This is a genomic window from Nocardia higoensis (assembly GCF_015477835.1).
Taxonomy (GTDB): domain Bacteria; phylum Actinomycetota; class Actinomycetes; order Mycobacteriales; family Mycobacteriaceae; genus Nocardia; species Nocardia higoensis_A.
Map to the genome: position 1 here is coordinate 2,574,550 of NZ_JADLQN010000001.1, position 22,217 is coordinate 2,596,766.

Annotated in this window: 14 protein-coding genes; 6 read left to right on the forward strand and 8 right to left on the reverse strand. The window is 72.6% G+C overall.

From position 1 onward, the window contains the following. Positions 1 to 42: 42 nt before the first annotated feature. Positions 43 to 1,350 carry a cytochrome P450 gene (locus IU449_RS11665; RefSeq protein ID WP_195001817.1) on the forward strand — a complete coding sequence of 436 codons (1,308 nt, stop codon included), beginning with the start codon at positions 43 to 45 and terminating at the stop codon, positions 1,348 to 1,350. 4 nt (positions 1,351 to 1,354) lie between these two features. Here IU449_RS11665 and IU449_RS11670 read toward each other — a convergent pair whose 3' ends face one another. Further along, positions 1,355 to 2,932, reverse strand: coding sequence for a carboxylesterase/lipase family protein (locus IU449_RS11670; protein WP_195001818.1), 1,578 nt, complete (start codon positions 2,930 to 2,932; stop codon positions 1,355 to 1,357). 215 nt (positions 2,933 to 3,147) lie between these two features. On the opposite strand from IU449_RS11670, the gene IU449_RS11675 reads away from it, so the two are divergent. Continuing rightward, a complete protein-coding gene (locus tag IU449_RS11675; RefSeq protein ID WP_195001819.1) occupies positions 3,148 to 3,375 on the forward strand; it encodes an FmdB family zinc ribbon protein in 228 nt (75 codons plus the stop codon). A 49-nt stretch (positions 3,376 to 3,424) separates the two neighbouring features. Here IU449_RS11675 and IU449_RS11680 read toward each other — a convergent pair whose 3' ends face one another. From IU449_RS11680 to IU449_RS11695, 4 genes are all read right to left on the reverse strand, one after another. Beyond that, positions 3,425 to 3,700, reverse strand: a complete 276-nt coding sequence (locus IU449_RS11680; protein WP_195001820.1) for a SelT/SelW/SelH family protein — start codon at positions 3,698 to 3,700, stop codon at positions 3,425 to 3,427. A 35-nt stretch (positions 3,701 to 3,735) separates the two neighbouring features. Beyond that, entirely contained in the window at positions 3,736 to 4,122 is a 387-nt protein-coding gene (locus IU449_RS11685) for a YchJ family protein (RefSeq protein ID WP_195001821.1), read from the reverse strand. Positions 4,123 to 4,255: 133 nt separating this feature from the next. After that, positions 4,256 to 4,723, reverse strand: coding sequence for a hypothetical protein (locus IU449_RS11690; protein ID WP_324188192.1), 468 nt, complete (start codon positions 4,721 to 4,723; stop codon positions 4,256 to 4,258). After that, positions 4,720 to 7,296 (reverse strand): AAA family ATPase, encoded by a 2,577-nt coding sequence (locus tag IU449_RS11695; protein WP_324188193.1) that lies wholly within the window; start codon positions 7,294 to 7,296, stop codon positions 4,720 to 4,722. The genes IU449_RS11690 and IU449_RS11695 overlap by 4 nt, the downstream gene beginning before the upstream one ends. A gap of 461 nt (positions 7,297 to 7,757) precedes the next feature. Between IU449_RS11695 and IU449_RS11700 the strand changes: the two genes are divergently transcribed. The 4 genes from IU449_RS11700 to IU449_RS11715 are packed head-to-tail and all read left to right on the forward strand — an operon-like array spanning position 7,758 to position 15,331. Beyond that, on the forward strand, positions 7,758 to 10,505 hold the full coding sequence (locus tag IU449_RS11700; RefSeq protein ID WP_195001823.1) for a DUF5691 domain-containing protein: 2,748 nt from the start codon (positions 7,758 to 7,760) through the stop codon (positions 10,503 to 10,505). After that, the gene (locus IU449_RS11705) at positions 10,502 to 11,608 is read left to right on the forward strand and encodes an ATP-binding protein (protein ID WP_195001824.1); all 1,107 of its coding nucleotides are present in this window, start codon (positions 10,502 to 10,504) and stop codon (positions 11,606 to 11,608) included. Before IU449_RS11700 ends, IU449_RS11705 begins: the two co-directional genes overlap by 4 nt. Before the next feature lie 47 nt (positions 11,609 to 11,655). Beyond that, entirely contained in the window at positions 11,656 to 14,160 is a 2,505-nt protein-coding gene (locus tag IU449_RS11710) for a DUF5682 family protein (RefSeq protein WP_416382164.1), read from the forward strand. Further along, a complete protein-coding gene (locus IU449_RS11715; protein WP_195001825.1) occupies positions 14,153 to 15,331 on the forward strand; it encodes a VWA domain-containing protein in 1,179 nt (392 codons plus the stop codon). Before IU449_RS11710 ends, IU449_RS11715 begins: the two co-directional genes overlap by 8 nt. Before the next feature lie 206 nt (positions 15,332 to 15,537). Here IU449_RS11715 and IU449_RS11720 read toward each other — a convergent pair whose 3' ends face one another. From IU449_RS11720 to IU449_RS11730, 3 genes are all read right to left on the reverse strand, one after another. Then, positions 15,538 to 18,090: an ABC transporter permease gene (locus tag IU449_RS11720; protein WP_195001826.1), complete on the reverse strand. Its 2,553-nt coding sequence runs from the start codon at positions 18,088 to 18,090 to the stop codon at positions 15,538 to 15,540. Beyond that, a complete protein-coding gene (locus IU449_RS11725; RefSeq protein WP_195001827.1) occupies positions 18,090 to 18,866 on the reverse strand; it encodes an ABC transporter ATP-binding protein in 777 nt (258 codons plus the stop codon). Before IU449_RS11725 ends, IU449_RS11720 begins: the two co-directional genes overlap by 1 nt. A gap of 71 nt (positions 18,867 to 18,937) precedes the next feature. Further along, positions 18,938 to 22,198, reverse strand: coding sequence for a BTAD domain-containing putative transcriptional regulator (locus IU449_RS11730; protein WP_195001828.1), 3,261 nt, complete (start codon positions 22,196 to 22,198; stop codon positions 18,938 to 18,940). Positions 22,199 to 22,217: the final 19 nt, after the last annotated feature.

The window sequence follows — 22,217 nt, forward strand, 5'->3', positions numbered from 1 at the left end:
CCGTACCGTGGTCTGCATCACAGGAGAGCGGGTGGTGAAGACATGGATCCGGCAGCATGGTGGCGGTGGCTCTTCGCGCAGGGCGTGCCGAGGTTCGTCCTGCGCAATCAGGCGCGGCGTGGTGACCCCTTCGCACGGCTGATCGCCGGGGACGAGGGGATCGACGATCCCTATCCGCTGATCGAGCAGTTGCGCGGAGATCAGCCGCTGGTCCGGACGCCGCTCACCTGGGCGTCGTTCGACCACGAGACGGTGCGGACGATCCTGCGCGACAGCCGCTTCGGCGTGCAGTCGCCGCAGCACTTCGTGCCGTTCGAGGCGGTCAGGTCGCTGATGCCGACCACCCCGCTGCCGCCGAGCCCGGTCGAGCCGCCGTCCATGCTGGTGATCGACCCGCCGGAGCACACCGCCATGCGCAAACCGGTGGCCGCGGCGTTCACTCCGCGCGCCATCGGCAGGCTGCGCGACCGGGTCGCCGGGGTCACCGCCGAACTGCTCGACGGGCTGCCCTCGGACGGATCGGCCGATCTGGTGGCCGCCTACTCCGCGCAGGTGCCGATCGCGATCATCTCCGAGATGCTCGGTTTCCCCGACGCCGACCGCGAGATGTTCCTCGACTGGGGCGATGTGATGTCGCCGCTGCTGGACCTGGGCATCTCCTGGCGGGTGCAGCGGCGCGCGAACCGGGCGATGCACCTGATGAACGACTACCTCGACGACCACATCGCGGCCCTGCGCCGCGAACCCGGCGAGGACATCCTCAGCGCGCTGGTCAGCGCGGGCGATCTGGACCACGACGCGCTCAAGGCGACGGCCAGTCTGCTCATGGGCGCGGGATTCGAGACCACCGTCAATCTGATCAGCAACGGCGTGGTGCAACTGCTGGCCCATCCCGATCAGCTGGCCCGGTTGCGCGAGGAGCCCGATCTGTGGCCCAACGCGGTCGAGGAGATCCTGCGCTTCGACCCACCGGTGCAGGTGACCGGGCGGGTGGCGCTCACCGAACTGGAGCTGGCGGGGGTGCCGTTCCGGCCCGGTCAGGCGGTCACGGTGTCGCTGGCAGGCGCGAACCGCGACCCGAAGGTGTTCGCCGACCCGCAGCGCTTCGATATCGCCCGCGCCAACGCCAAGGACCACCTGTCGTTCAGCAGCGGCATCCACGTCTGTCTGGGCGCGAGCCTGGCCAGGATGGAAGGCGTCTACGCGCTGCGGGCACTGTTCGAACGCTTCCCCGGCCTGAGCCTGGCCGCGACGCCGCGCAGGCGGGAACTGTTCACCCTGCACGGGTATCAGCGGCTGCCCGTGCGGCTGGGCACCCGCACGCCCGCCGGGCAGACCTCGCTCGCCTGAGCGGTCAGCGGAAGCCGACGGCCTGATCGCCCCACGCGCTGTGCAGCGCGTGGTCGGGATCTGCGACCACGCGGTCGATGGCGTCGACCAGCAGAGTGTGGCGGGTGTCGGATCGATACGGCGCCCAGTGCTTGGAGCCGTCCAACGCCGCGGGCACCCCGTGCTCGGCGAAGGCCAGCCAGCGGCGCATCATCCGCCCCGACACCTCGACCGCCTGTTTGCGCCCGCCCAGCCAGAACGTCGGATCCCGGTTGAATGTGCCGAAATTGCCGAACACATAGGGCAGTTCGGTGGCGTGCCCGGCGCCGACCCGGGCCGCCCGCAACATCGGGGTGGCGTGGTCGAAGCGGTAGACCCAGGTCATCGAGTGGGCGGAGTGGCCGTCGGCGACCCAGCGGGCGGGCAGCCGGAAGGCGGCGTCGGTGGAGATGGCCATGGCGCCGCGCGGGGTGGTGAGATCCGGGTAGGCCGAGGCGATCTCGGCGAGCCGCTCGGGTGAGAGGTCGGGATGGCTCCGGGCCACATCGCGCAGCATGATGTTCACCGCTTCCGGAGTGACCGGCATGATCGGCGAACGGAACACCTTGAACAGCGACGCCTCGTCCTTGTTGCTGCCGACGATCAACGGCACCCGATGGGATCGGCCACGCTGGAAGCGGTTGATCGGATAGTCGGGCAGCAGGTCCCCATCGACCACCGGCGCGGCCGCCAGCCGGCCCGGCTCCTTGGTGGGCACCTCGTCGAACAGGGTGCCCGCGGCCTGGACCAGCCGCTGCATCGGCAACTCCGTCAGGTCCGCGACGCGGTGCGGCGACAGGTCGAGGAGTTCGGCGAAGCGCTTGGCCACCGATTCCCCGCGCTGTCGGCCGAATACCGTGGTCGCGGGCGGGCTCTGCGCGATGGCCTTGTGGAACAGGCCCTCGGCCGCCGGGGCGGTGAGCAACGCCGTCACGCAGCCCGCGCCCGAGGATTCGCCGAACAGCGTCACATTGCCGGGGTCGCCGCCGAACGCGGCGATGTTCTCGCGCACCCATTCCAGCGCCGCGATCTGATCGCGCAGGCCGAGGTTGGCGGTGAAGTCCGCCGACAGCGAGGTCAGGTCGAGGAAGCCGAGCACGCCGACGCGGTAGTTCACCGTGACGACGACCACCCCGCCGTGCTCGGCGAGTGCGCGTCCGTCGTAGATGGGCTGGGCCGCGGTGCCCAGGCAGTAGGCGCCGCCGTGCAGCCACACCATGACCGGGCGCGGCGCCCCGGATTCGCTCGGCGCGGCGGGCGCCCAGACATTCAGCCACAGGCAGTCCTCCCCCATCCGCAGCGCGGAATCGACCGGCACCATCGGGCCGAGGGATTGCGGGGAGACCTCGCCCACGGTCAGGCAGTCGCGGACGCCGTCCCAGGATCGTGGCGGGCGCGGCGGGCGCAGGCGGTGGGAACCGGTGACCGGGGCGCCGTAGGGGATGCCGCGCCACACCGCGACGGACCCGGCCGTGGCCCCCCGGACGCGGCCGCTTCGCGTGTGCGCGATCGGCCCGGAGTCCTCGAAGTGGATGCCCGCGTCGGTGTCGTGTCGTGTCGTCATCGCGCACCTCCTGATGTCCTGCGGCGGCGGCCCGCAGCAGCGACGACGAATGCGCCGCGACCTCGGCGGCGTCGGTGCGCCACATCCGCGGGGCCCGCACCTGGTGATCTCTTTCGAGGGTACGTCCGCGAACGACTGTCCGGTCTCGGATCGCCGACGCGAGCCGGGCATTCGCGGCGCTACCCGCGGCGCGCACCGCCCGCTAACCTGGGCCTGTGCCGAACTACAGCTTCCGGTGTCGCCAGTGCGGCGACACGTTCGAGGAAAACCGTCCGATGGCGCGTTCCGGCGAGCCCGCGACCTGCCCGGCCGGGCACGAGGACACGGTCAAACTGTTGACCACCTTCGCCACGGTCGGCCGTTCCGGCGGTGCGCCCGCCGCGACCCCCGCGCCCGCCGCCCCGGCCGGCGGGGGTTGCTGCGGCGGCGGCTGCTGCGGCTAGCGCCTCGGTAACTCTCCCGCTCACGCACGCCCGGAGTCCGTCGGCGGCGTCAGTGCTTGCGGTCGGAGTGCCCGAGGTCGCGATCCGGCGCCACCCGATCACGCACCCGCTGCTTGAGGACAGTGATGTCGGGGAAACCGCCGTCTGCTCGGCGTTCCCACACCTGCTCGTCGTCGACGGTGATCCGGAACACCCCGCCGGAGCCGGGGACGAGCGCGACCTCACCGAGTTCGGTGCCGAACGTGCTCAGCAGTTCCTGTGCCATCCAGCCCGCCCGCAACAACCAGCGGCACTGGGTGCAGTACTCGATCGCGACCCGCTTCATGGGTGAGAACGCTACCGCCGCGCCGAGCACATCGCTCAGCCGTCGATATCGCCGTCGAGGTAACGCCACTGCCCGTCCTCGCGGGTGAACCGGCTCACCTCGTGCAGCACCCCACGCCCGGCGGGCGTGCGATAGTGCGCGACGAACTCGACCACCCCGGTGTCGTCGAACAGGCCGCCGCGCTCGGTGCGCACGATCTCCAGGAACTGCCAGCGGGTGTCGTCCAGATCCAGCCGCGCGGGCCGGGTGCTCGAATGCCACGTGCGCAGCAGGTAGCCGGCGTCGCCCTCGGCGAACGCGGTGTAGCGCGAGCGCATCAGCGCTTCGGCCGTCGCCGCGGGGCGGTCACCGGCCAGCAACGGCCCGCAGCACAGGGCGTAGTCCTGGCCGCGACGGCAGGGGCAGCTCCGCGATGCGCTCATGAACCCATTCTCGCCGGTGTCCCCTCTGCTGACCATCCGGTCGGAGACGGCTCCACCGGGAGAAACTGATCCGCGGGCCGCGCGGCCGCCGATCGCCGATCGCCGAGCGCGATGGCCCGTGCGGACGCGGCGGTCAGTCGAGTTCGGTGCGCACCCAGGCGAATCCGGCGGGGCGGCCGGTCTGCGACAGAACGGAGGACAGGGTGGCGGTCTGTTCGCGCCAGCGGCGCAGGTCCGCCACGGCGGGCGCGAGGTCGTAGTCGTGGTGGTGGGCGGCGCGGGACAGAGCCGACCACAGGGCGGCGACGGCGGCGGCGGTGTCGGGGCCCGCGTAGGTGCGCAGGGCGAGCAACTGGGCGCGCATCGGGCAGCGCGCGAGGGCGGGGGCGAGGCGGTCCCACAGGTCGTCGACGGCCTGTTCCAGGGCCAGGCGCAGGATCCAGGCGGTCGCGCGCGACCAGACGCCGCCTGCCGCGGTGACCTCGCCGTCGAGGAGGCGGTCGACAGCTGCCAGGCGTTCGGCGACGGTCGGGCGTGGCGCGGGATCGTGGTCGCGGCGACGCGTGCGGGTGCGGCGGGCGCCGCGGGTCCGGTCGCTCACCGTCGCAGCCAGGCGATGAATCGTTCGGTTTCGCCGATCAGTTCGCGCATGCCGCGGCCGATCGGCACGTGGGCGGCGGCGGTGATGTCGCGCAGGGCGTCGACCAGCCACTTGCCCTCGCGGGCGAGGTGTTTGTTGAGGTGGTCGACGTTGTAGGTCACGCCCATCACCGCGAGCGCGACCATGGCACGGGTGGTCTGGGCGTTCTCGATGTGGCGCTCGACCTCGCGGTGGTCCATACCCGCGGCGAGCAGGTCACGTCTGCTGCGAGCCAGTGCCGCCGCCTCCACCGCCGAACGGCAGCAGGTGGCGACGAGTTCGTCGGCGATGGCGGGCGGTAGCTGCGGAGTCCGCAGCAGCGAGCGGGCGTCGGCCAGGTAGCGGCGGACCGGGTCGCCGACAGTGCGCACCTCCACCACGGATCGTTCCCGGCGCTGGACTTCCAGCACGTGCGCGTTCAAATCCATGCGGCGCACCGCCTCGGCCAGGCGCTCGTCGTGGGTGAACACCACCACCTGCCGGGTCTCGGCGACCGCGGCCAGGACCGTCGCCAGGCCGTCGACCTTGGCCGGATCCATCGCCTGCACCGGGTCGTCGATCATGACGAAGCGGAACGGACTGTCGGCCACGGTGGCCCGAGGCAGGAACAGCGAGAGTCCCAGAGCGTGCAACTCGCCCTGGCTCATCACGCCGAGCGCCGCGCCGTTCACCTGGTCGACGGTCACATCGAGCAGCACGCGGCGGGCACTGCCCGCATTGCCCTGCAGGCGGATGCCACCCAACTCCACATTGCTCTGCTGGCGCAGGGTCTGCCAGATCCAGCGCGACTGTTCCTGCAGCGGGGCCATCCGCTCGTCGCGCATCCGCACCGTCAGGGCTTTGAGCCATTCCTCGGCCCGCTTGAGCGTGCGCAGTTCGGCGGCATGGCTGTGCACTTCACGGGCGTCGTCGAGCCAGGCGACCAGGCGGGGGGCCAGGGGGCTCCACACGCTGTCGAGGCGTTCGAGCTCCTTCCGGGCGCGGGCGCGCACGGCGGTGAGTTCGTCGGTGAGACAGAGGTGGGCATGGCGCAGACGCTCGGCGAGGTCGCGCGCGTCGGCCGCGGTCACCACAGGCGCGTCCGCCGACTGCGCGGCGGCGACCGGACGCCCAGCGGCGAGCGGACGGGCTTCGTGACGATCTTCTTCGCCGGTGGCCCGCGCGGCTCGATCGACCGGTGTCCGGCCGGTCGCGGGCGCGAAGCCGATGTCGGCCCAGCGGGACCAGGCGCGGCACAGGGCAGCGGTGTCGACGGCGGGCGGGACGGCGCGGGACGGGTCGAGTTCGGCGGGCACCGGGCTCGGCAGGGCGCGGGCGGCCTGCCAGGCGGCATCGAGGTCGCCGCGGGCGGCGGTCACAGCGGCCAGGCGGGCGCCGAGTTCGGTGAGGGTGCGGTCGGTGGCGGCGAGCCAGTCCTGGTCCAGGGTGCCCTGACCGCAGACCGGACAGGCGCAGGCGCTGGTGGCCGCGACGTGGTGGCGAGCGCGGCGCAACAGGTCGAACGTGCGCAGGTCGGCTTCGCTGTCGGTCGTGGTGCGCTCCTCGAGCGTGGCGGCGCACGCGGTGAGCCGGTCGGCGAGAGCGGTGACCTCGGCAGGGTCGGGGATGGTGAGGGCGAGGATGGCCCGCAGGGCGGTGGTGTCGCCGGTGTCGGCGTCACCACGCAGGGAGCCGGCGAGGGTCCCCAGATCCGGGGGATCCGCGCGCAGGGCCGCTGCCGCGCGGGCGGCGCGGTCGTCGGCGAGGGCGTCGAGTTCGGCGATCAGGGCGGCGCGGTCGAGGCGGGAGTGTTTGGCGGCGCGTTCGCCGTCGAGCCTGCGGGTCCGCAGCCGGTCCTGGGCGGCGATGAGTTCGTCGAGGCCGAGGAGTTGGTGCAGGGCGTCGAACAGGTCGCTGGGGCGGCCGTCGACCAGGCTGCCGAGTTCGCTGTAGGACAGGAACGGGCGATAGAGGTCCAGGATCGGCGACCAGGCGGCGACGTCGAAATCGGTGGCGGTGCCGTCGGGGTGGTGCAGCGACCAGCGGGCTTCGTCGAGCGCCGCGTAGGTGTCCCATTCCTTGACGACCAGTGGCGCGGGTTCGGCGCCCGCGGTGAGCAATTCCAGTTCGATGCGGGTGCCCGCGCCGTCGTGCAGGTTGCGCCAGCCCTCCCGCCACTCGGCCGAACGACCGTCCCATCGCCGGTTTCCACCGGTCAGGGCGAGTTCGGCGGCCTCGGCGAAACTGGACTTGCCGCTGCCGTTGCGCCCGACGACCAAGGTCAGGCCCGGTCCGGGCCGCAACTCGAGCTCGGCCTGCGCGCCGATGCCACGGAATCCGCGCACCCGGATCGCCCGCAGGAAGACCCCGGCGACATCGACGCCGTCGGTGGCGCCGAAACCGGTTGCGGGCGCATCGGAGAGGCGGGCGTCGAGTGCGTCCAGGACGACCGTCTCGACCTCGGCGGACACCGTGGGATCGGCGGCGATCCGCTGGGCGACCAGGGCGGCGAGACTTTCCGCACCTGCCGTGTCGAGCGACCGCTGCCAACCCACTGCGGGTAATCCCCCTCCAGCACGGCCGGATCCGCCCCGCGTCCGGCGTCCGTTGTCGAAAACCGAAGGGAACGCTACCCGATGGCCCGGGTTCCGCACATCGGCCGAAGAACGGACACCGACCGGGAAGCGGACGCCGGCGGAAGTCCTCGCGCGAACCTGCCCGCAAGGGATGGCAATGGCCATCGAAGGAGCCGCTGCGCTTCGATGTCCACCCCTCGACCAACCCAGACGGGCAGCTCGACGCGAAGCACCCGCGAGGCGGGTGGTCCGGCGGAGCCGAACAGGACAGAATGCCAGACCGGTTGGTTCGGCGCAAGTCGACGTCGCCCGCGAATTCCGCCCGGGCACAATCGTTTCCGTGAAAACGCCAGGGGCCAGCGGTCGCGGTGTCGGTGCTCTCGGGTAGAAATCGGGCCAGAGACAGCGACCGCACCGACTCCGAGGACGACACTCATCCGATGACAGCCAGGCCGGCCACGACCCGCACGCCCGATCCGGCGACAGCCGCGCAGCGGCGGCGCCGGGTCACCGCGGGCCTGGCCGAACTCGATATCTGGCTGGCCGATCAGGTGCGCACCGGCCTGGCCAGGATCGACGGGTCCACCGGGGCGTTCGAGGCGATGGCGGCGCGGATGGTCGATGCCCAGGCTCCCGCCGTCGCCGCCCGGCTGCGTGCGCTCGCCTACGGCGACCGCGCCGCCGCCGACCGGCCACGCCGGATGCTGGCCGAACTCGCGGCTCTGCACCTGCTGGTCACCGCCCATCGCGATCTCGACGATCTACCCGAGGCGCAGTCCGCCACGGTCCGAACCCACATCGGCTACCCGATGCCCACCGCGAGTGTTCGGGAACGGCCCGCTGTGCGCGACCACTGGATGACCCTGGGGATCCGGGTCAGCGCCGAGGACCGGCTGCACACCAGGCGCACCTGGCTGCGCGGCCGCCGCACCCACCAATGGGCGCTGCTCGTCGAGCACAGTTTCGGCGACGATCCCGCCTTTCCCGCGACCGCCCCGCCGCCGGGGCGGATGGTCGACGCCGAGGTGCACTACTACCCGGGCGCCCCGCGGCTACGAGCGCTGTGGGGTGTCCGGCACGGGGCCGAGGAGCCTTTCACCACCCTTCCCGCCGCGGCGCCCACCCGAGCATCGGTCCCGGACAGCGGCCACGCGCGGCCCGGCCGCGGGCCTGGCCCCGACAGCGGTCGCGGCGCGGATATCCGAGACGCCAACGGCCGCGGCCCGGACCTCCGAGGCGCCCGCGACCCGGAAGTCGAGAACGGCTGCGACCCGGACCTCGAAGGCGACGGCGACTGCGCTGCGGCGGCCGCCGCCTACGCCTCGGCACTCACGGCGGACCCGTGGCTGCGCTCGTGGCCGGTTCTGCTGCGCGAGGTGATCCCCGCCGTCGACGGCGGGCGGCAGGTGCTGGTGGACCGGGCGGGTGCGGCGCTGCCGATGACCGGTCTCGAGCAGCCGTGGCGGATGCTCGGTACAGCGGGCGGGCATCCGGTGACGGTCGTGGGCGAGTGGACCGCCGACGGGCTGGTGCCGATCTCGTTGCTGGCCCAGGGGGAGATCGTCGACGTGCGCGAGCCGGACGCCCTCGCCGACCCGACGCGCGCGGCAGACGCGCCGGACATGCTGACCCCGTCCCCACCCGACGACCTGACCACGACAGCGCTGCTCGGCACGGCCCACCGGTCGCTCGATTCGCAACGCCTCCCGCCGCCGGTCGCCGAGCTGGTCGCCGAGCTGTCCGGCGACCCGCCGCGGGTGCTCTTGGCGGCCGCGGCTCTGCGCGAGGCCTACGACCGCGCCGCGCGCACTCCGGAGACCGCCACGCCGCCCGCTCCCGCGCCCGACGACCCGCGACGGCTCCTGCCGGGTCCCGCGGCGGTCCGCCTGTCGGACATGCTGCGGGTGCGCTCGCCGTTCCTTCCCGAGTGGTTCGAGGCCGCGCTCCCCCACGACTACCGCGCGCCCGACGCGCTGTGCGCGCGACTGCTCGAGACCGCCCGCGCCGACCCGGCCCTTCGCGACCCGCTGCTGCGCCTGGCCGGTGCTCGCGGGCGCTGGCTGGCCGCGCGGCATCCGACCTGGCACGAGTTGTTCGCCGACGCCTCACCCGGGCACGGCGCCATGCCACCGGCGACCGGGCGAACGACCTCGGACACCTGGCTGTCCGGCCCGCCCGCGCATCGGCGCGACCGGCTCGCAGGCCTCCGCCGCCGCGACCCCGAGACCGCCCGCCGCGTCCTCGAGCAGGCGTGGCCGGAGGAACCCGATCCGGGCAGGGCCGAGCTGCTCGCCGTCCTCGCCGACGGGCTCGATTCCGGCGACGAGCCGTTGCTGGAAGCCGCACTGGACGACCGCCGCTCCGACGTCCGTCGCACCGCCGCGGGTCTGCTCGCCGTGCTGCCGGACTCGGCCTTCGCCGGCCGGATGCGGGCGCGCGCGGCGCGCTGGCTGCGGATCGAGCACACCGGGGATGTCGTGGCGGTGCACGTGGACATCCCCGAGGACCTCGACGACACGGCCCGGCGAGACGGCATCACCGACCGCACCGTCGAGTTCAGCTACCGCTGGAACGGCGTGCCCGACTACGCGGCGGGCCGGTTGCGGCAGCTGGTGGCCGCGACGCCGCTGAACCACTGGCGGGCATCGGCCGGCGAGCCGCGCGCGGCACTGCGGGCGCGGGTTCCCGACCGCTACCGCCAGCCGCTGCTGGACGGCCTGCTCGACGCCACCCTGCATCAGCGTGACCCCGCCTGGGCCGCGGCGTTGTTCGCCAACGGCGTCCCCTCCGACACCGCACTGCTGCGCCGCCGCGAACTGTTCGCGCTCATGCCGTGCCAGGCCCGGGTGGCCCACCTGCGCCGCCTGGACAGCGCTTGGCTGTCGGAGCTGGAGGCCCTGCTGCCCGCGATGGAGCACCCCTGGCCGCAGGAGCTGGCCCAGCACGTGATCCTGTTGCTGTTGGAGCGGGCGCGGATCTGCGAACAGAACCAGGGCGCGCACGGCACCGGGCCCGCCGCGCATCGGTCGCTGCTGACCGCGGCCGCCACCCACCTGCCCGTCGACGCGACGGGGCTGGTCGGGGTGGCGGCGGGCCGCTGCGCCGACCCCACCTGGCAGCGAGCCTTCGACCGGCTCGCCGACGATCTCACCCACCGCTCGAAGATGCTCGAGGAGTTGCAGCAGTGACCACCCCCGACCGGACCGCCACACCGGAGTTGTTGCGTCCGCACGCCGAGCAGGCCTTCGCCGCGGAACTGCGCGCGCTGGCCGCCGCCGACGAGCGCCCGCGCCCGCCGTCGTGGCGGCTGTCGCCGTGGGCGGTGGTCACCTACCTGCTCGGCGGCACCCTCGCCGACGGCACCGTCATCACCCCCAAATACGTCGGCCCGCGCCGGTTGATGGAGGTCGCGGTCGCCACGCTGGCCACCGATCGCGCACTGTTGCTGCTCGGCGTCCCCGGCACCGCGAAAACCTGGGTGTCGGAACATCTCTCGGCCGCCATCGCCGGGAATTCGACGTTGCTCGTGCAGGGCACCTCCGGCACCACCGAGGAGTCCGTGCGCTACGGCTGGAACTACGCGCGGCTGCTGGCCGAGGGCCCCACCGAGGCCGCGCTGGTGCCCTCCCCCGTGCTGACGGCGATGCGCGGCGGCTCCCTGGCCCGCATCGAGGAACTCACCCGCATCCCTTCCGACGTGCAGGACGCGCTCATCACGGTGCTCTCCGAGAAGACCCTCCCGGTTCCCGAACTGGGCACGGAAGTGCAGGCCGCCAAGGGGTTCAACGTGATCGCCACGGCCAACGACCGCGACCGCGGTGTGCACGAACTGTCCTCGGCGCTGCGCCGCCGGTTCAACACCGTGGTGCTGCCGCTGCCCGCCGACGAGGAGGACGAGGTCGCCATCGTCGCCCGCCGGGTCGAACAACTCGGCGCCGCACTGGAACTGCCACCGGTCCCGGCCGCCGCCGACGAGGTGCGCCGGGTGGTGCGGGTCTTCCGTGAACTGCGCTCCGGGGTGACCTCCGACGGCCGCACCAAACTGAAATCCCCCTCGGGCACCTTGTCGACCGCCGAGGCGATTTCGGTGCTCACCAACGGAATAGCGCTGTCCACCCACTTCGGCGACGGCGTGCTGCGGCCGACGGATATCGCGGGGGCCCTGCTCGGCGCGATCGTGAAGGATCCGGTCGCCGACACCGCCGTGTGGACCGAGTACCTGGAAGCCGTCGTGCGGGAGCGCCCCGACTGGGCCGATTTCTACCGCGCCTGCCGCGAGGTCACCGGTTGACCCGCGCATCGGCAACGGCCGATCCCGGCGCCGCCGGGCCCACGACGATGACCGGCGTGCCGGGCGAGAACCACTCGCCGACAACGAGTTCCGTCGCGCCGGAATCAGCCGAGGCGTACGCGCCCGGGACCGGCCGGGCCGAGGACGCGGTGACCCGAGTGTTCGGCATCAGGCACCACGGGCCGGGTTCGGCGCGCTCGCTGGCGACGGCATTGGCGTACTTCCGGCCCGACGCGATCCTGATCGAAGGTCCGGCCGACGCGGATCCGCTGATCGCCCATGTCGCCGACGAGAGCATGATCCCGCCGGTCGCGCTGCTGGCCTACGTACCCGCCGGTCCCGACCGCGCGGCGTTCTGGCCGTTCGCGGTGTTCTCCCCCGAGTGGCAGGCCCTGCGCTACGCATCGGCGCACTCGGTCCCGGTCGGCTTCTGCGATCTGCCCGCGAGCATGGTGCTGGCCGCCGACGAGGCTCCCGGCGACCGCTCCGACCCGTTGGCCCGGCTCGCGGCGGCCGGCGGCTACGACGACGCCGAAAGGTGGTGGGACGCGGTCGTCGAGTCGGCGCCCGGCGCGAAACGCCCGCTCGGCACGGACACCGCCGGTTCCGCGCGGGCGGATCGGGGAACCCGAACCGGCGCGGAACCCTCGCCCGAGCACGGCGCGGCCGAACTCTCCGGCGGGGGCTCGATCGATGAATCCCGCTCCGACAGCGACATCTTCGACGCGTTGATCGAGGCGATGGCCGCCCTGCGCGAGGACGCCGGGCACATCGACGAGCACACGCTGCGACGCGAGGCGTACATGCGGCAGGCGATGCGCAAGGCCGTCAAAGGCGGTGCGCGCAGGCTCGCGGTGGTGTGCGGCGCCTGGCACGCGCCCGCGCTGGCGGGCCCGCTCGGGCCCGCGGCTCCGGACGCCCGGTTGCTGAAGGGTATGCCGAAGGTCAAGGCGAGCCTGACCTGGATCCCCTGGACGCATTCGCGGCTGGCGAGCACGTCGGGTTACGGCGCGGGGATCGGCTCGCCCGGGTGGTATCACCACTTGTTCACCGCCACCGAGCAGCCGATCGTCCGCTGGCTGACGCGGGTGGCGGGGGTGTTGCGCGCCCACGATCTGCCGGTGTCGAGCGCGCACGTCATCGAGGCCGTGCGGCTGGCCGACACGCTCGCCGCCCTGCGGGATCGTCCGCTGGCGGGATTGTCGGAGGTGACCGAGGCGGTGCGCGCGGTGATGTGCGGCGGCGACGAGACGATGGTGCGGGTGGTGACCGACGAACTCGTCGTCGGAGAGGCACTCGGCGCGATCCCGGACCGCGTCCCCACGGTCCCGCTGGACGCGGATCTGCGGGCCACGGCGCGCAGGTTGCGGTTGAAGCAGGAGCCCACCGGGCGGGCGGTCGATCTGGACCTGCGCAAGGAACGGGAGCGGGAACGCTCGCATCTGCTGCACCGGCTCGCCCTGCTCGGCATCGATTGGGGCACCCCGGCCACCAGCGACGTGCGGGCGACCGGCACGTTCCGGGAGAGCTGGACGCTGCGCTGGCGCCCGGAATTCGCGGTGGCGGTGATCGACGCGTCACGCTGGGGCACGACGCTGCGAACCGCGGCGGAGGCGAAGATCCTCGACACCGCCGCCGGGCCGGATCGCAGCCTGGCCGACCTCACCGACGCCCTCGAACGAGCACTGCTCGCCGACCTCACCGGCGCCGTGCCCGCGCTCATCGACCGGCTGGCCGAGGTCGCCGCGCTCGATCACGATGTCACCCATCTGCTGGCCGCGCTGCCGGGCCTCGTCCGGACGCTGCGCTACGGCGATGTGCGCGGTACCGACACCACAGCACTGGCGGGGGTGGCCGACGGTCTGCTGCTGCGGGCCTGTGCCGGCCTGCCCGGCGCGGTCACCGGTCTGGACACCGCGGCTGCCGAGCAGTTGCGCGGCCAGCTCGACGCCACACACCTGGCCATCCACACCCGCGACGATGCCGCCGCCACCCTCATGTGGACCGACGCGCTCACCCGGCTGGCGAACCGCGACGACGTGCACGGCGCGCTGGTCGGGCGGGCCGTGCGGCTGCTCACCGACGCGGGCGTGCTCACCTCCGGTGATGCGGCCGTCCGGCTTTCGGCGGCACTGTCGGTGGGCGCCACCGCCGCGCAGAAAGCGTCCTGGGTCGACGGTTTCGTCGGCGGGCAGGGTCTGCTCCTGGTGCACGACCGCCCGCTGTTGCGGCTGATCGACCGGTGGCTGCGCGGACTCGACGACGAGCAGTTCATGGAGACGCTGCCGGTGCTGCGACGGACCTTCGGTGCATTCGAATCGGGCGAGCGGCAGGCGATCGGGCGGGCCGTCCGCGATACCGGCGCCCCCACCCCGGCGCCCGCGGTCGCTCCGGCGGCGCTCGACGACGAACGCGGACGCCGCGCGATGGGCACCGTCGCCGCCCTGCTCGGCATCTCCGGGAGGGACGGCCTGTCCAGGAAGCGCGGCCCGTCCGGGGAGGACGGCGACTCCGGGGAGGACGGCGACTCCGGGGAGGACACTGATGCCTGACACCCCCGATACCGGCGACACGCATGCCCGCCGTTGGCGCCTGGTGCTCGGCGCCGCCGCCGAACCCGAGCTCGGCGGTCTCGGCACGGCCGAGGACACGGCAGTGGACCGGGCGCTCGGCGCGCTCTACAACACCGGCGACGAACCCGGCGGCGTCCGCGGCGGCGGGCTGGGCGGGTCTGCCCCGCGCGTGGCGCGCTGGCTCGGCGACATCCGCACCTATTTCCCGTCCACCGTCGTCGAGGTGATGCAGCGCGACGCGATCGACCGGCTGGACCTCACCGAACTCCTGCTGGAACCGGAACTGCTCGCCGCCGTCGAACCGGACGTGCACCTGGTCGGCACCCTCATCGGCCTCAATCGCGTCATGCCCGAGACCACCAAGCAGACCGCACGGCAGGTGGTCGCCCAGGTGGTGCGCGGGATCGAGGAGCGCATCGCCACCCACACCCGCGCGGCTGTCGGCGGCGCGATCGACCGGGCCGCCAGGACCTCGCGGCCCGCGCCGCGAGATATCGACTGGGACCGCACTATTCGCCGCAATCTCGCGAGCTATCTGCCCGAATACCGCACCGTGGTGCCGAAACACCTGGTCGGCTACGGCCGCAAGAGCCGAGCCGTGCGCCGCGAAGTGGTCCTGGCCATCGACCAGTCCGGCTCGATGGCCGCCAGCGTCGTCTACGCCTCGGTGTTCGGCGCGGTCCTGGCCTCCCTGCGTTCGATGCGCACCCACCTGATCGCCTTCGACACCGCGGTCGTCGACCTGACCGATCAGCTCGACGACCCGGTCGAGGTGCTCTTCGGCACCCAGCTCGGCGGCGGCACCGACATCAACCGCGCCCTGGCCTACTGCGAGTCGCTGATCACCCGCCCCGACGACACCCTGGTCGTGCTGGTCTCGGACCTCTTCGAGGGCGGCATCCGCGCCGAGATGCTGCGGCGTGTCCGATCCATGCGCGAATCCGGCGTCCAGGTGGTGGTCCTGCTCGCCCTCAGCGACGAAGGCGCCCCGGCCTTCGACCACGACAACGCCGCTGCCCTCGCCGGGCTCGGCATCCCCGCGTTCGCCTGCACTCCCGACGCCTTCCCCGACCTGCTCGCGGTCGCGTTCGATCGTGGGGACATCGGTGCGTGGGCGGATGCGCATGCCGGGCGATCCGGCCGACGCTGACGCCGGATCCCCGCGCTCGGTGGTCGTCGCGGAGTCCTCGCTTTCGCGTCACCGCATCAGACGGTCGGCGGCACCAGCGACGGGCGCGTCCGTGGTCGCCACGCACACCGTCGCGGCGGGGTGCGGGCACCGGTGAGTAGGCTCCCCGCCGGAAACGAACGAGCGCGCGACGGGATTCGTCGCGCGCTCGTACCGGGGTGGGGTCGTCAGAGATCTGCGATGGCCGCCAGGGGTGGCGTGCGGGCCGCGCGGATGGCGGGCCACACGGCGGCCAGCACACCCACGACAGCCGCGGCGATCAGCACCGCGATCAGCTGGCCCCACGGAACAGCGATCTGGTCGATACCGAAATCGCGCAGAGTGCGCAGGAATCCGACCCCCAGGCCGAGACCGAGGACGACGCCGACGATCGCGCCGAACACCGCGATCAGCACCGACTCCAGGTAGATCGTGCGCCGGATCTGCGAGCGCAGCGCGCCGACCGCGCGCAGCATGCCGATCTCGCGGCGACGCTCCACCACCGACAGTGCCAGGGTGTTGATGATGCCGAGGATGGCGATCACCACCGCCAGGGCGAGCAGACCGTAGAGGACGGCCAGCATGGTGTTGATCTGCTGGCCCTGGGTGCCCTTGAACTCCTCGCGGTCCTGGACCTGCACGATCACGAACTGATCGGTGGCTTGCTCCAGCTCGGCACGCAGCGCGGCCGGGTCGACGCCGTCCTTCGCGGTGACCAGGACGAAGAAGTTGCTGCGGAACGTGGGCGGGGTGACCTCCTCGAAGACCGAAGGCGAGACCACCAGTTCCGACAGCAGCGGGGTGTTGCGGTAGATGCCCGCGACGGTGACCGCGACCTTCTGATTGCGGTCCAGCCCGGTCAGTTCGGTGCTCTGGCCGACACTCAGGCCGTGCTCCTCGGCTTCGTTCTGCGAGACGAGGATGTCGCGGTCACCGATCGTCGCGGTGCCTTCGAGGATCTCGTAGTTCAACGCCCCGCCGATCGGGCCGTCCGGGGAGACGCCGGTGGTCCGGTCGTCGCCGATGCGGACCACCACGCCGCGGAAACCGACCACCTCGGCGGCGTCGGGCACATTCGCGCGCACCGCGTCGGGCACCGCGAGCGGCAGGCCGATGACCTGCTGCGGAGGCCCGGTGAGCACGAAATCGGACTGCACGCCCTTGTCGACGAGCACCCCGATGCTCTCCTTGGCCGAAGCGCCGAGCATGCCGATCGCGGTGACCAGCATGAGGCCCAGGGTCAGCGCGAAGGCGGTCGCGGCGGTGCGGCGCGGATTGCGCACGGCGTTGTTGCGCGCCATCCGCCCGACCGGTCCGAATGGCTTGAACAGCATGCCGAGCGCGCCGACCACCGGCTGGGACAGCGCGGGCGAGGCCAGCAGCACCGCCAGGATCAGCGCGAGTGCGCCGATGCCGACGATCGTGGCCGCGGTGCCGCCGGTCGACTGCGCGCCGAGCACGACCAGCCCCACGCCGACCACCGCGAGGACCACGCCGACGAGGGTGCGCACCTGCAGCGATTCGCCTGTCGAGGCGAACTCCTCGCGCATCGCCTCCACCGGCGGGATCTTGGCGGCCCGACGCGCGGGAGCGTAGGCGCTGACCACGGTGACCAGCAGGCCCACCAGCAGCGCGACCAGCACGGTGCGCGGCAGCACCGCCATCGAACCGGTCGGTACACCGAGGTCGAAGGCATTGAGCAGCTCGGACAGGCCGAACGCCAGGGCGATGCCGCCCGCGAGCCCGAGCAGACTGCCGATCACGCCGATGACCAGTGCTTCGACGACCACCGAATTGCCGACCTGCCTGCTGGAGGCGCCGATGGCTCTCAGCAGCGCCAGTTCGCGCAGGCGCTGGGCGACGATCATCGAGAAGGTGTTGTAGATGATGAAGGTGCCGACGATGAGCGCGATCGCGCCGAAGGCCAGCAGGAAGTAGTTGAGGAACTCGAGCGCCTCGGAGATCTGCGCCTGCAGGTCCGCGCGCACCTGTTCGGCATTGCGGACCGCGTAGTCCGGCAGCGCCGCGGCGAGCCGGTCGCGCAGTTCGTCGGGGTCGGTTCCGGGCGCGGCGGCGATGTCGATGTGCGCCACGTGCTTTCCGTCGGTGAACAGTTCGCGGGCCTGCGCCTCCTCGAAGAGCAGGCCGACGTAACCGCCGACGTCGGTGGGCACGTCGTAGATGCCGGTCACCGTCACGTCGATCACCGGCATCTGCTGCGCGCCCGCCGAGGGGATCAGGACCTTGGTGCGGTCACCGACGCGCAGTCCGGCCCGTTCCGCGGCGCTGTTGTTGATGGCGACCTCGCCGGGGCGGGCGGGTGGCGTGCCCGCGAGGAAGGTCGCGGTCTCGCCGACGGCCTGATCCGGCGGCAGGTAGGACTCGCCGACGCTGGGCGCGCCACCGGTCTGCACCGGCTTCGTGCCCTCCGGGTCGAGCAGCAGGATCACGCCGCTCACCGCCGGGGCGACCGCGCGCACCCCCTCGGTCTGCTTCACCTGCTCGACGACCTCGATCGGCACGCCGAAGGACTGCATCTCCTCCGTGCTCACCCGCACGTCCACGCCCTTGGCCTCGTCGGCGAAGATACCGTCGAAGGTGCGCTGCAAGGTATCGGTGAAGACGAACGATCCGGCGATGAAGGCCGTGCCGAGCACGACCGAGAGCAGGGTCAGTGCCAGGCGCACCTTGTGCGCGGCCAGATTGCGCAAGGCGACCTTGCGCATGGGAGACGACGCCATCAGAGCTTCTCCAGTGCCTTCATCCGGTCGAGCACGGACTCCGCGGTGGGATCGCGTAGTTCGTCGACGATCCGGCCGTCGTTGAGGAACACCACCCGGTCGGCGTAGGCGGCGGCATAGGGTTCGTGGGTGACCATGACGACGGTCTGGTCGAACTCGTCCACGGCGGTGCGCAGGATCGAGAGCACTTCGCCGCTGGACCGCGAATCCAGGTTGCCGGTGGGCTCGTCGCCGAAGATGATCTCCGGCTTGCCCGCCAGCGCCCGCGCGCACGCGACGCGCTGCTGCTGACCGCCGGAGAGCTCGCTGGGGCGGTGGGTGAGCCGGTTGGCCAGGCCGAGGCGGTCGACCACGGTGTCGAGCCACTGCTGGTCGGCGGTGCGACCGGCGATGTCCAGCGGCAGGGTGATGTTCTCCAGCGCGGTGAGCGTCGGCACCAGGTTGAACGCCTGGAAGACGAAGCCGATGCGGTCGCGCCGCAGCATGGTCATCTGCTTGTCGTCGAGGTCGGTGAGGTCGGTGTCGCCGATCCGCACGACGCCCGAGGTCGCGCTGTCGAGGCCGGCCAGGCAGTGCATCAGGGTGGACTTGCCCGAGCCCGAGGGCCCCATGATCGCGGTGAACTCGCCCTTGGCGAATTCCACCGTGACTCCGTCCAATGCCCTGACCTGGGTGTCCGCCGAGCCGTACACCTTGGTCACGTCGATGGCGCGCGCCACGATCTCCCCCGGACGCACCGGGTCCGCTGATTCGACGCCAACAGCTTGCGATGTCATGCCCACCAGTCTGTCGTGTCGCCCCGGCCCGCGCCATCAGGGAAACCCCCCACGTCACGGGGGCAGGCGGCTCAGGTGAACGGCCAGGCCGCCAGCCGGTCGGCGGCGCGGGACTCGTAGGGGAGCGCGCCGAGGGCGCGAGCGCGCCTGTGTGCGGCCTGCACCTCCGCCCGCGCGCCGGGGAGCCCGAGGATGCCGCGCGCGGTGCCACGGTAGAGGCCTGCCGGGCCGAGGCACACCAGCCCCGGCCACTGCACCAGCAACGTCTCGCCCCAGCCACGGGTCAGCGGTTCCAGTTCGGCGGTCAGTTCGCCGACGCGACCACGGTGGCGGGGCGCGAGCCTGCCGACCGAGAGCAGAGCTTCGATCAACAGCGGTGCCCGAACCACCACGCGCGGCCCGTGCCACCTGCCCGGCAGGGCGAGGATCGACTCGATCGTGGCCAGCGCGCGTTCGTGGTCTCCGTCCTGCGCCGCGGCCATGGCGACGACCAGCGCGAAGTCCTCGTCGAATTCCTCGGCCATGCGGCTCGCGGCGGCCAGCGCCTCCCCGAGGCGGCCTCGGTGCCACAGTTCGATCGAGTTGCTCGTCAGTATCGATGCTTCGGCGAGCAACCGGGCGCGGTCGTCGACGGCGCCGAGATCCTCGGCGAAACGGGTGGTCAACGTCTGCGATCGGGCATAGTCGCCGCGCAGGAGCGCGACCATGACCTGCCACCACAACTGGGTGGCGGCCAGATCCGCGCCGCCGTCGTCGGCCAGCCGGGTGAACTCGGCCGAGAGCCTGCGCACCAGCCGCAGATCGCCGGACTCCAGTGCGCACACACGGCGCAAATGCACCGCTGTCGCCCGGGCCGCGCGGTCGTGGCCTGCCAGCTCCTCCAGTTCTTCGGCGATCTTGCGCCGGTCGGCGACGGTGGTCGGATCCCAGGTGCACAGGAATTCGGCCAGCAGCACTTGCGGCCACGAACGGCTGCCCGGCGCACTGCGCGCCTGCGCGTCGGCGAGGGCGTCGAGATCGCCTTCCAGACCATGGATGGCGCGGTCGGCGGCCTCGATCGCCTGTATCTCGGCGACCAGGTCGTTGTCCAAGCGCAGACGATGGACCAGCGCCTGGTTGCGCAGCGCCGACGAACCCGACTGCACCACACCGTATCCGGAGAAATAGCCGGCGACCCCGCGGGCGGCGGCGAGCAGTGCGGTCGCGGCCAGTCCCGGCCAGTCCGCGCGGTCGGCGCAGTGGCGGCCCGCGCGGTCGAAGCACGCGGTGGCGGCGTCGTAGCGGCCGAGGCGATTGTGGGCCTGGCCAGCCAGCAGATCGAATTCGATCAGCAGTGCGGTGTCGGCGGGGTCGGTGTGGCCGGTTCCGCGTGCGGCGAACTCGGCGCATTCGGTGGCCGCGTCCGTGCGCAGCGCGTCGCGGGCGGCCGCCAGGCAGGCGTGCGCGGCCCGCGGGTCGAGTGAGCCGAGGGCGGCGGCGCTGCGGTGCAGGGCCAGCGCCGCGTGCGCGTCCGGGCGCTGCTGGTCGATGGTGTCGGCGACCAGCGCGTGCCACCGCGCGGTGCGCAGGTCCCCGAGGGTGGCCAGGACAGCGGCGCGCACGAGTTCGTGGCCGAAGGCGATGACGCCGTCGGCGACGGTGACGACCCGAGCGGCGACGAGTTCACCGACCCGCTCGTCGAATCCGGGCACGGCCGATGGCTCCGTGCGCTGCCCCTCCCGCAGGGGAGCCGGCCTGCCCTGGCGCCTGTCGTCGGCCCCGGCGAGCAGGGCGACGGGCGCCTGCAGGCCGAGCACGGCCAGCAACTCGGCGAGTTCCCTGGCCGAGTCGGACACGACGCCCAGTTTCGCGGCGGTGATCTCGGCGGCACTGCCGGTGTCCAGCGCGCGGCCCGCCCGGACGAGATCGCACAGCTGCGTGGCGACGAAAGGGCTGCCCGCGCTCAACTCGACGATCCGGCCGGTCACGTCGGGGTCGGCGACCCCGACCTCGGCGCGCACCAGATCGCGCACCGCGGCATCGGGCAACGGCGTCAGTTCGACCGCGAGGTGCGTGCCCGCGGTGCGCAGCGCCCGCAGCGCCGCGTCCACCTCGCCGGGCAGCGGGCCGGGGCGGACGGCGAGCACGAGGAGCACGGGGTGCGTGCGCAGCGCCCGCATCGCGGCCGCGACCACGCGCAGCGAATCGGGGTCGGCCCGGTGCGCGTCGTCGATGACCGCCAGTACCCGGCCGGTCTCCCTGGCGACCTCCGCGAACAGTGCCGACAGCGCGCGCGAGGTCACCGGCTCCGGCACCGGACGACCCGCCAGTGCCGCCTGGTCCAGCCACGGCATCAAGGTGGCCAGGGCCGACGCGCCGCCGTCGCCTGCTCCCGCGGTGACGAAGGCGTCCCCGCCGTGGCGGCGCACGGCGTCGTCGACGACGGCGGTCTTGCCCAGGCCCGCCGCGCCGCGCACCGTCACGACGGTCAGTCCCCGCCGGGACCGGTCCACGGCTCGATCGAGCACGGCGGCGACGTCGTCACGCCCGGACAGCCGCGGCCTCGGCTCCGGAACCGGGACGGTCGCCGGAGCGCGGATCTCGCTCTCCACCCGGACCGTGTCGGGTGCGGGGTCGAGGCCGAGATCCGCACGCAGGTCGCGGCGCAACCGGACCAGCGCGTCGAGGGCCTCGGAGGTCCGCCCGCAATCGCGCAGTGCCAGCGCCAGCAGCCGGGCAGTGCCCTCGCGATGGGGATGCCTGGCGCATTCGTCGCTGAGCAGAGTCACCGCGTGCCCGGCGCGGCCGAGCACGAGCAGGCCCTCGGCGCACATGTCGACCAGTTCGGCGCGCAAGTCCGCCAGCCGCGTCCGCTCCGGCGCGAGTTCGGCGATGTCGCCGACGTCGGCGAGCGCTTCGCCGCGCCAGAGTCCGAGCGCGTGTTCCAGCATGCCGACCGCACGCGGCACGTCGCCGTCGGCGTGCGCCGCCCTGGCGTCCCGGGACAGCAGATCGAGCAGATCGAGGTCGGTGCCGGATCCGCCGCAGCGCAGCACATATCCGTTGGGCCGGGTCTCGATCCGGACATCGGGCAGCGGAGCCAACGTTCTGCGCAGACGCGACACATAGCCCTGCAGGGTGACCAGAGCGCTACCGGGAGGAGATCCACGCCAGAGCAGCTCACACAGATACTCGGCGCTGCGCGTGGTGCGTTCGGCGGCGAGGATGACGAGCAGATCGGCGTGCTTGCGCGCGGGAACGGCGATCGGTGATCCGTCGGGCGCACGCACCTCCAACGGCCCGAGCACCGCGACGGCGGGCGCGTCGTCGGACCAGTCGCGCACCAGCGTCACACCAGCGCCCTCGCCGACT

What these genes read in the sequence shown, in the direction of transcription:
- IU449_RS11665 (WP_195001817.1), top strand. Translation starts at nt 43, where the DNA reads ATGGATCCGGCAGCATGGTGGCGGTGGCTCTTCGCGCAGGGCGTGCCG.
- IU449_RS11710 (WP_416382164.1), top strand. Translation starts at nt 11,656, where the DNA reads ATGACCGGCGTGCCGGGCGAGAACCACTCGCCGACAACGAGTTCCGTC.
- IU449_RS11685 (WP_195001821.1), bottom strand. Translation starts at nt 4,122, where the DNA reads ATGAGCGCATCGCGGAGCTGCCCCTGCCGTCGCGGCCAGGACTACGCC.
- IU449_RS11720 (WP_195001826.1), bottom strand. Translation starts at nt 18,090, where the DNA reads ATGGCGTCGTCTCCCATGCGCAAGGTCGCCTTGCGCAATCTGGCCGCG.
- IU449_RS11700 (WP_195001823.1), top strand. Translation starts at nt 7,758, where the DNA reads ATGACAGCCAGGCCGGCCACGACCCGCACGCCCGATCCGGCGACAGCC.
- IU449_RS11715 (WP_195001825.1), top strand. Translation starts at nt 14,153, where the DNA reads ATGCCTGACACCCCCGATACCGGCGACACGCATGCCCGCCGTTGGCGC.
- IU449_RS11680 (WP_195001820.1), bottom strand. Translation starts at nt 3,700, where the DNA reads ATGAAGCGGGTCGCGATCGAGTACTGCACCCAGTGCCGCTGGTTGTTG.
- IU449_RS11725 (WP_195001827.1), bottom strand. Translation starts at nt 18,866, where the DNA reads ATGACATCGCAAGCTGTTGGCGTCGAATCAGCGGACCCGGTGCGTCCG.
- IU449_RS11670 (WP_195001818.1), bottom strand. Translation starts at nt 2,932, where the DNA reads ATGACGACACGACACGACACCGACGCGGGCATCCACTTCGAGGACTCC.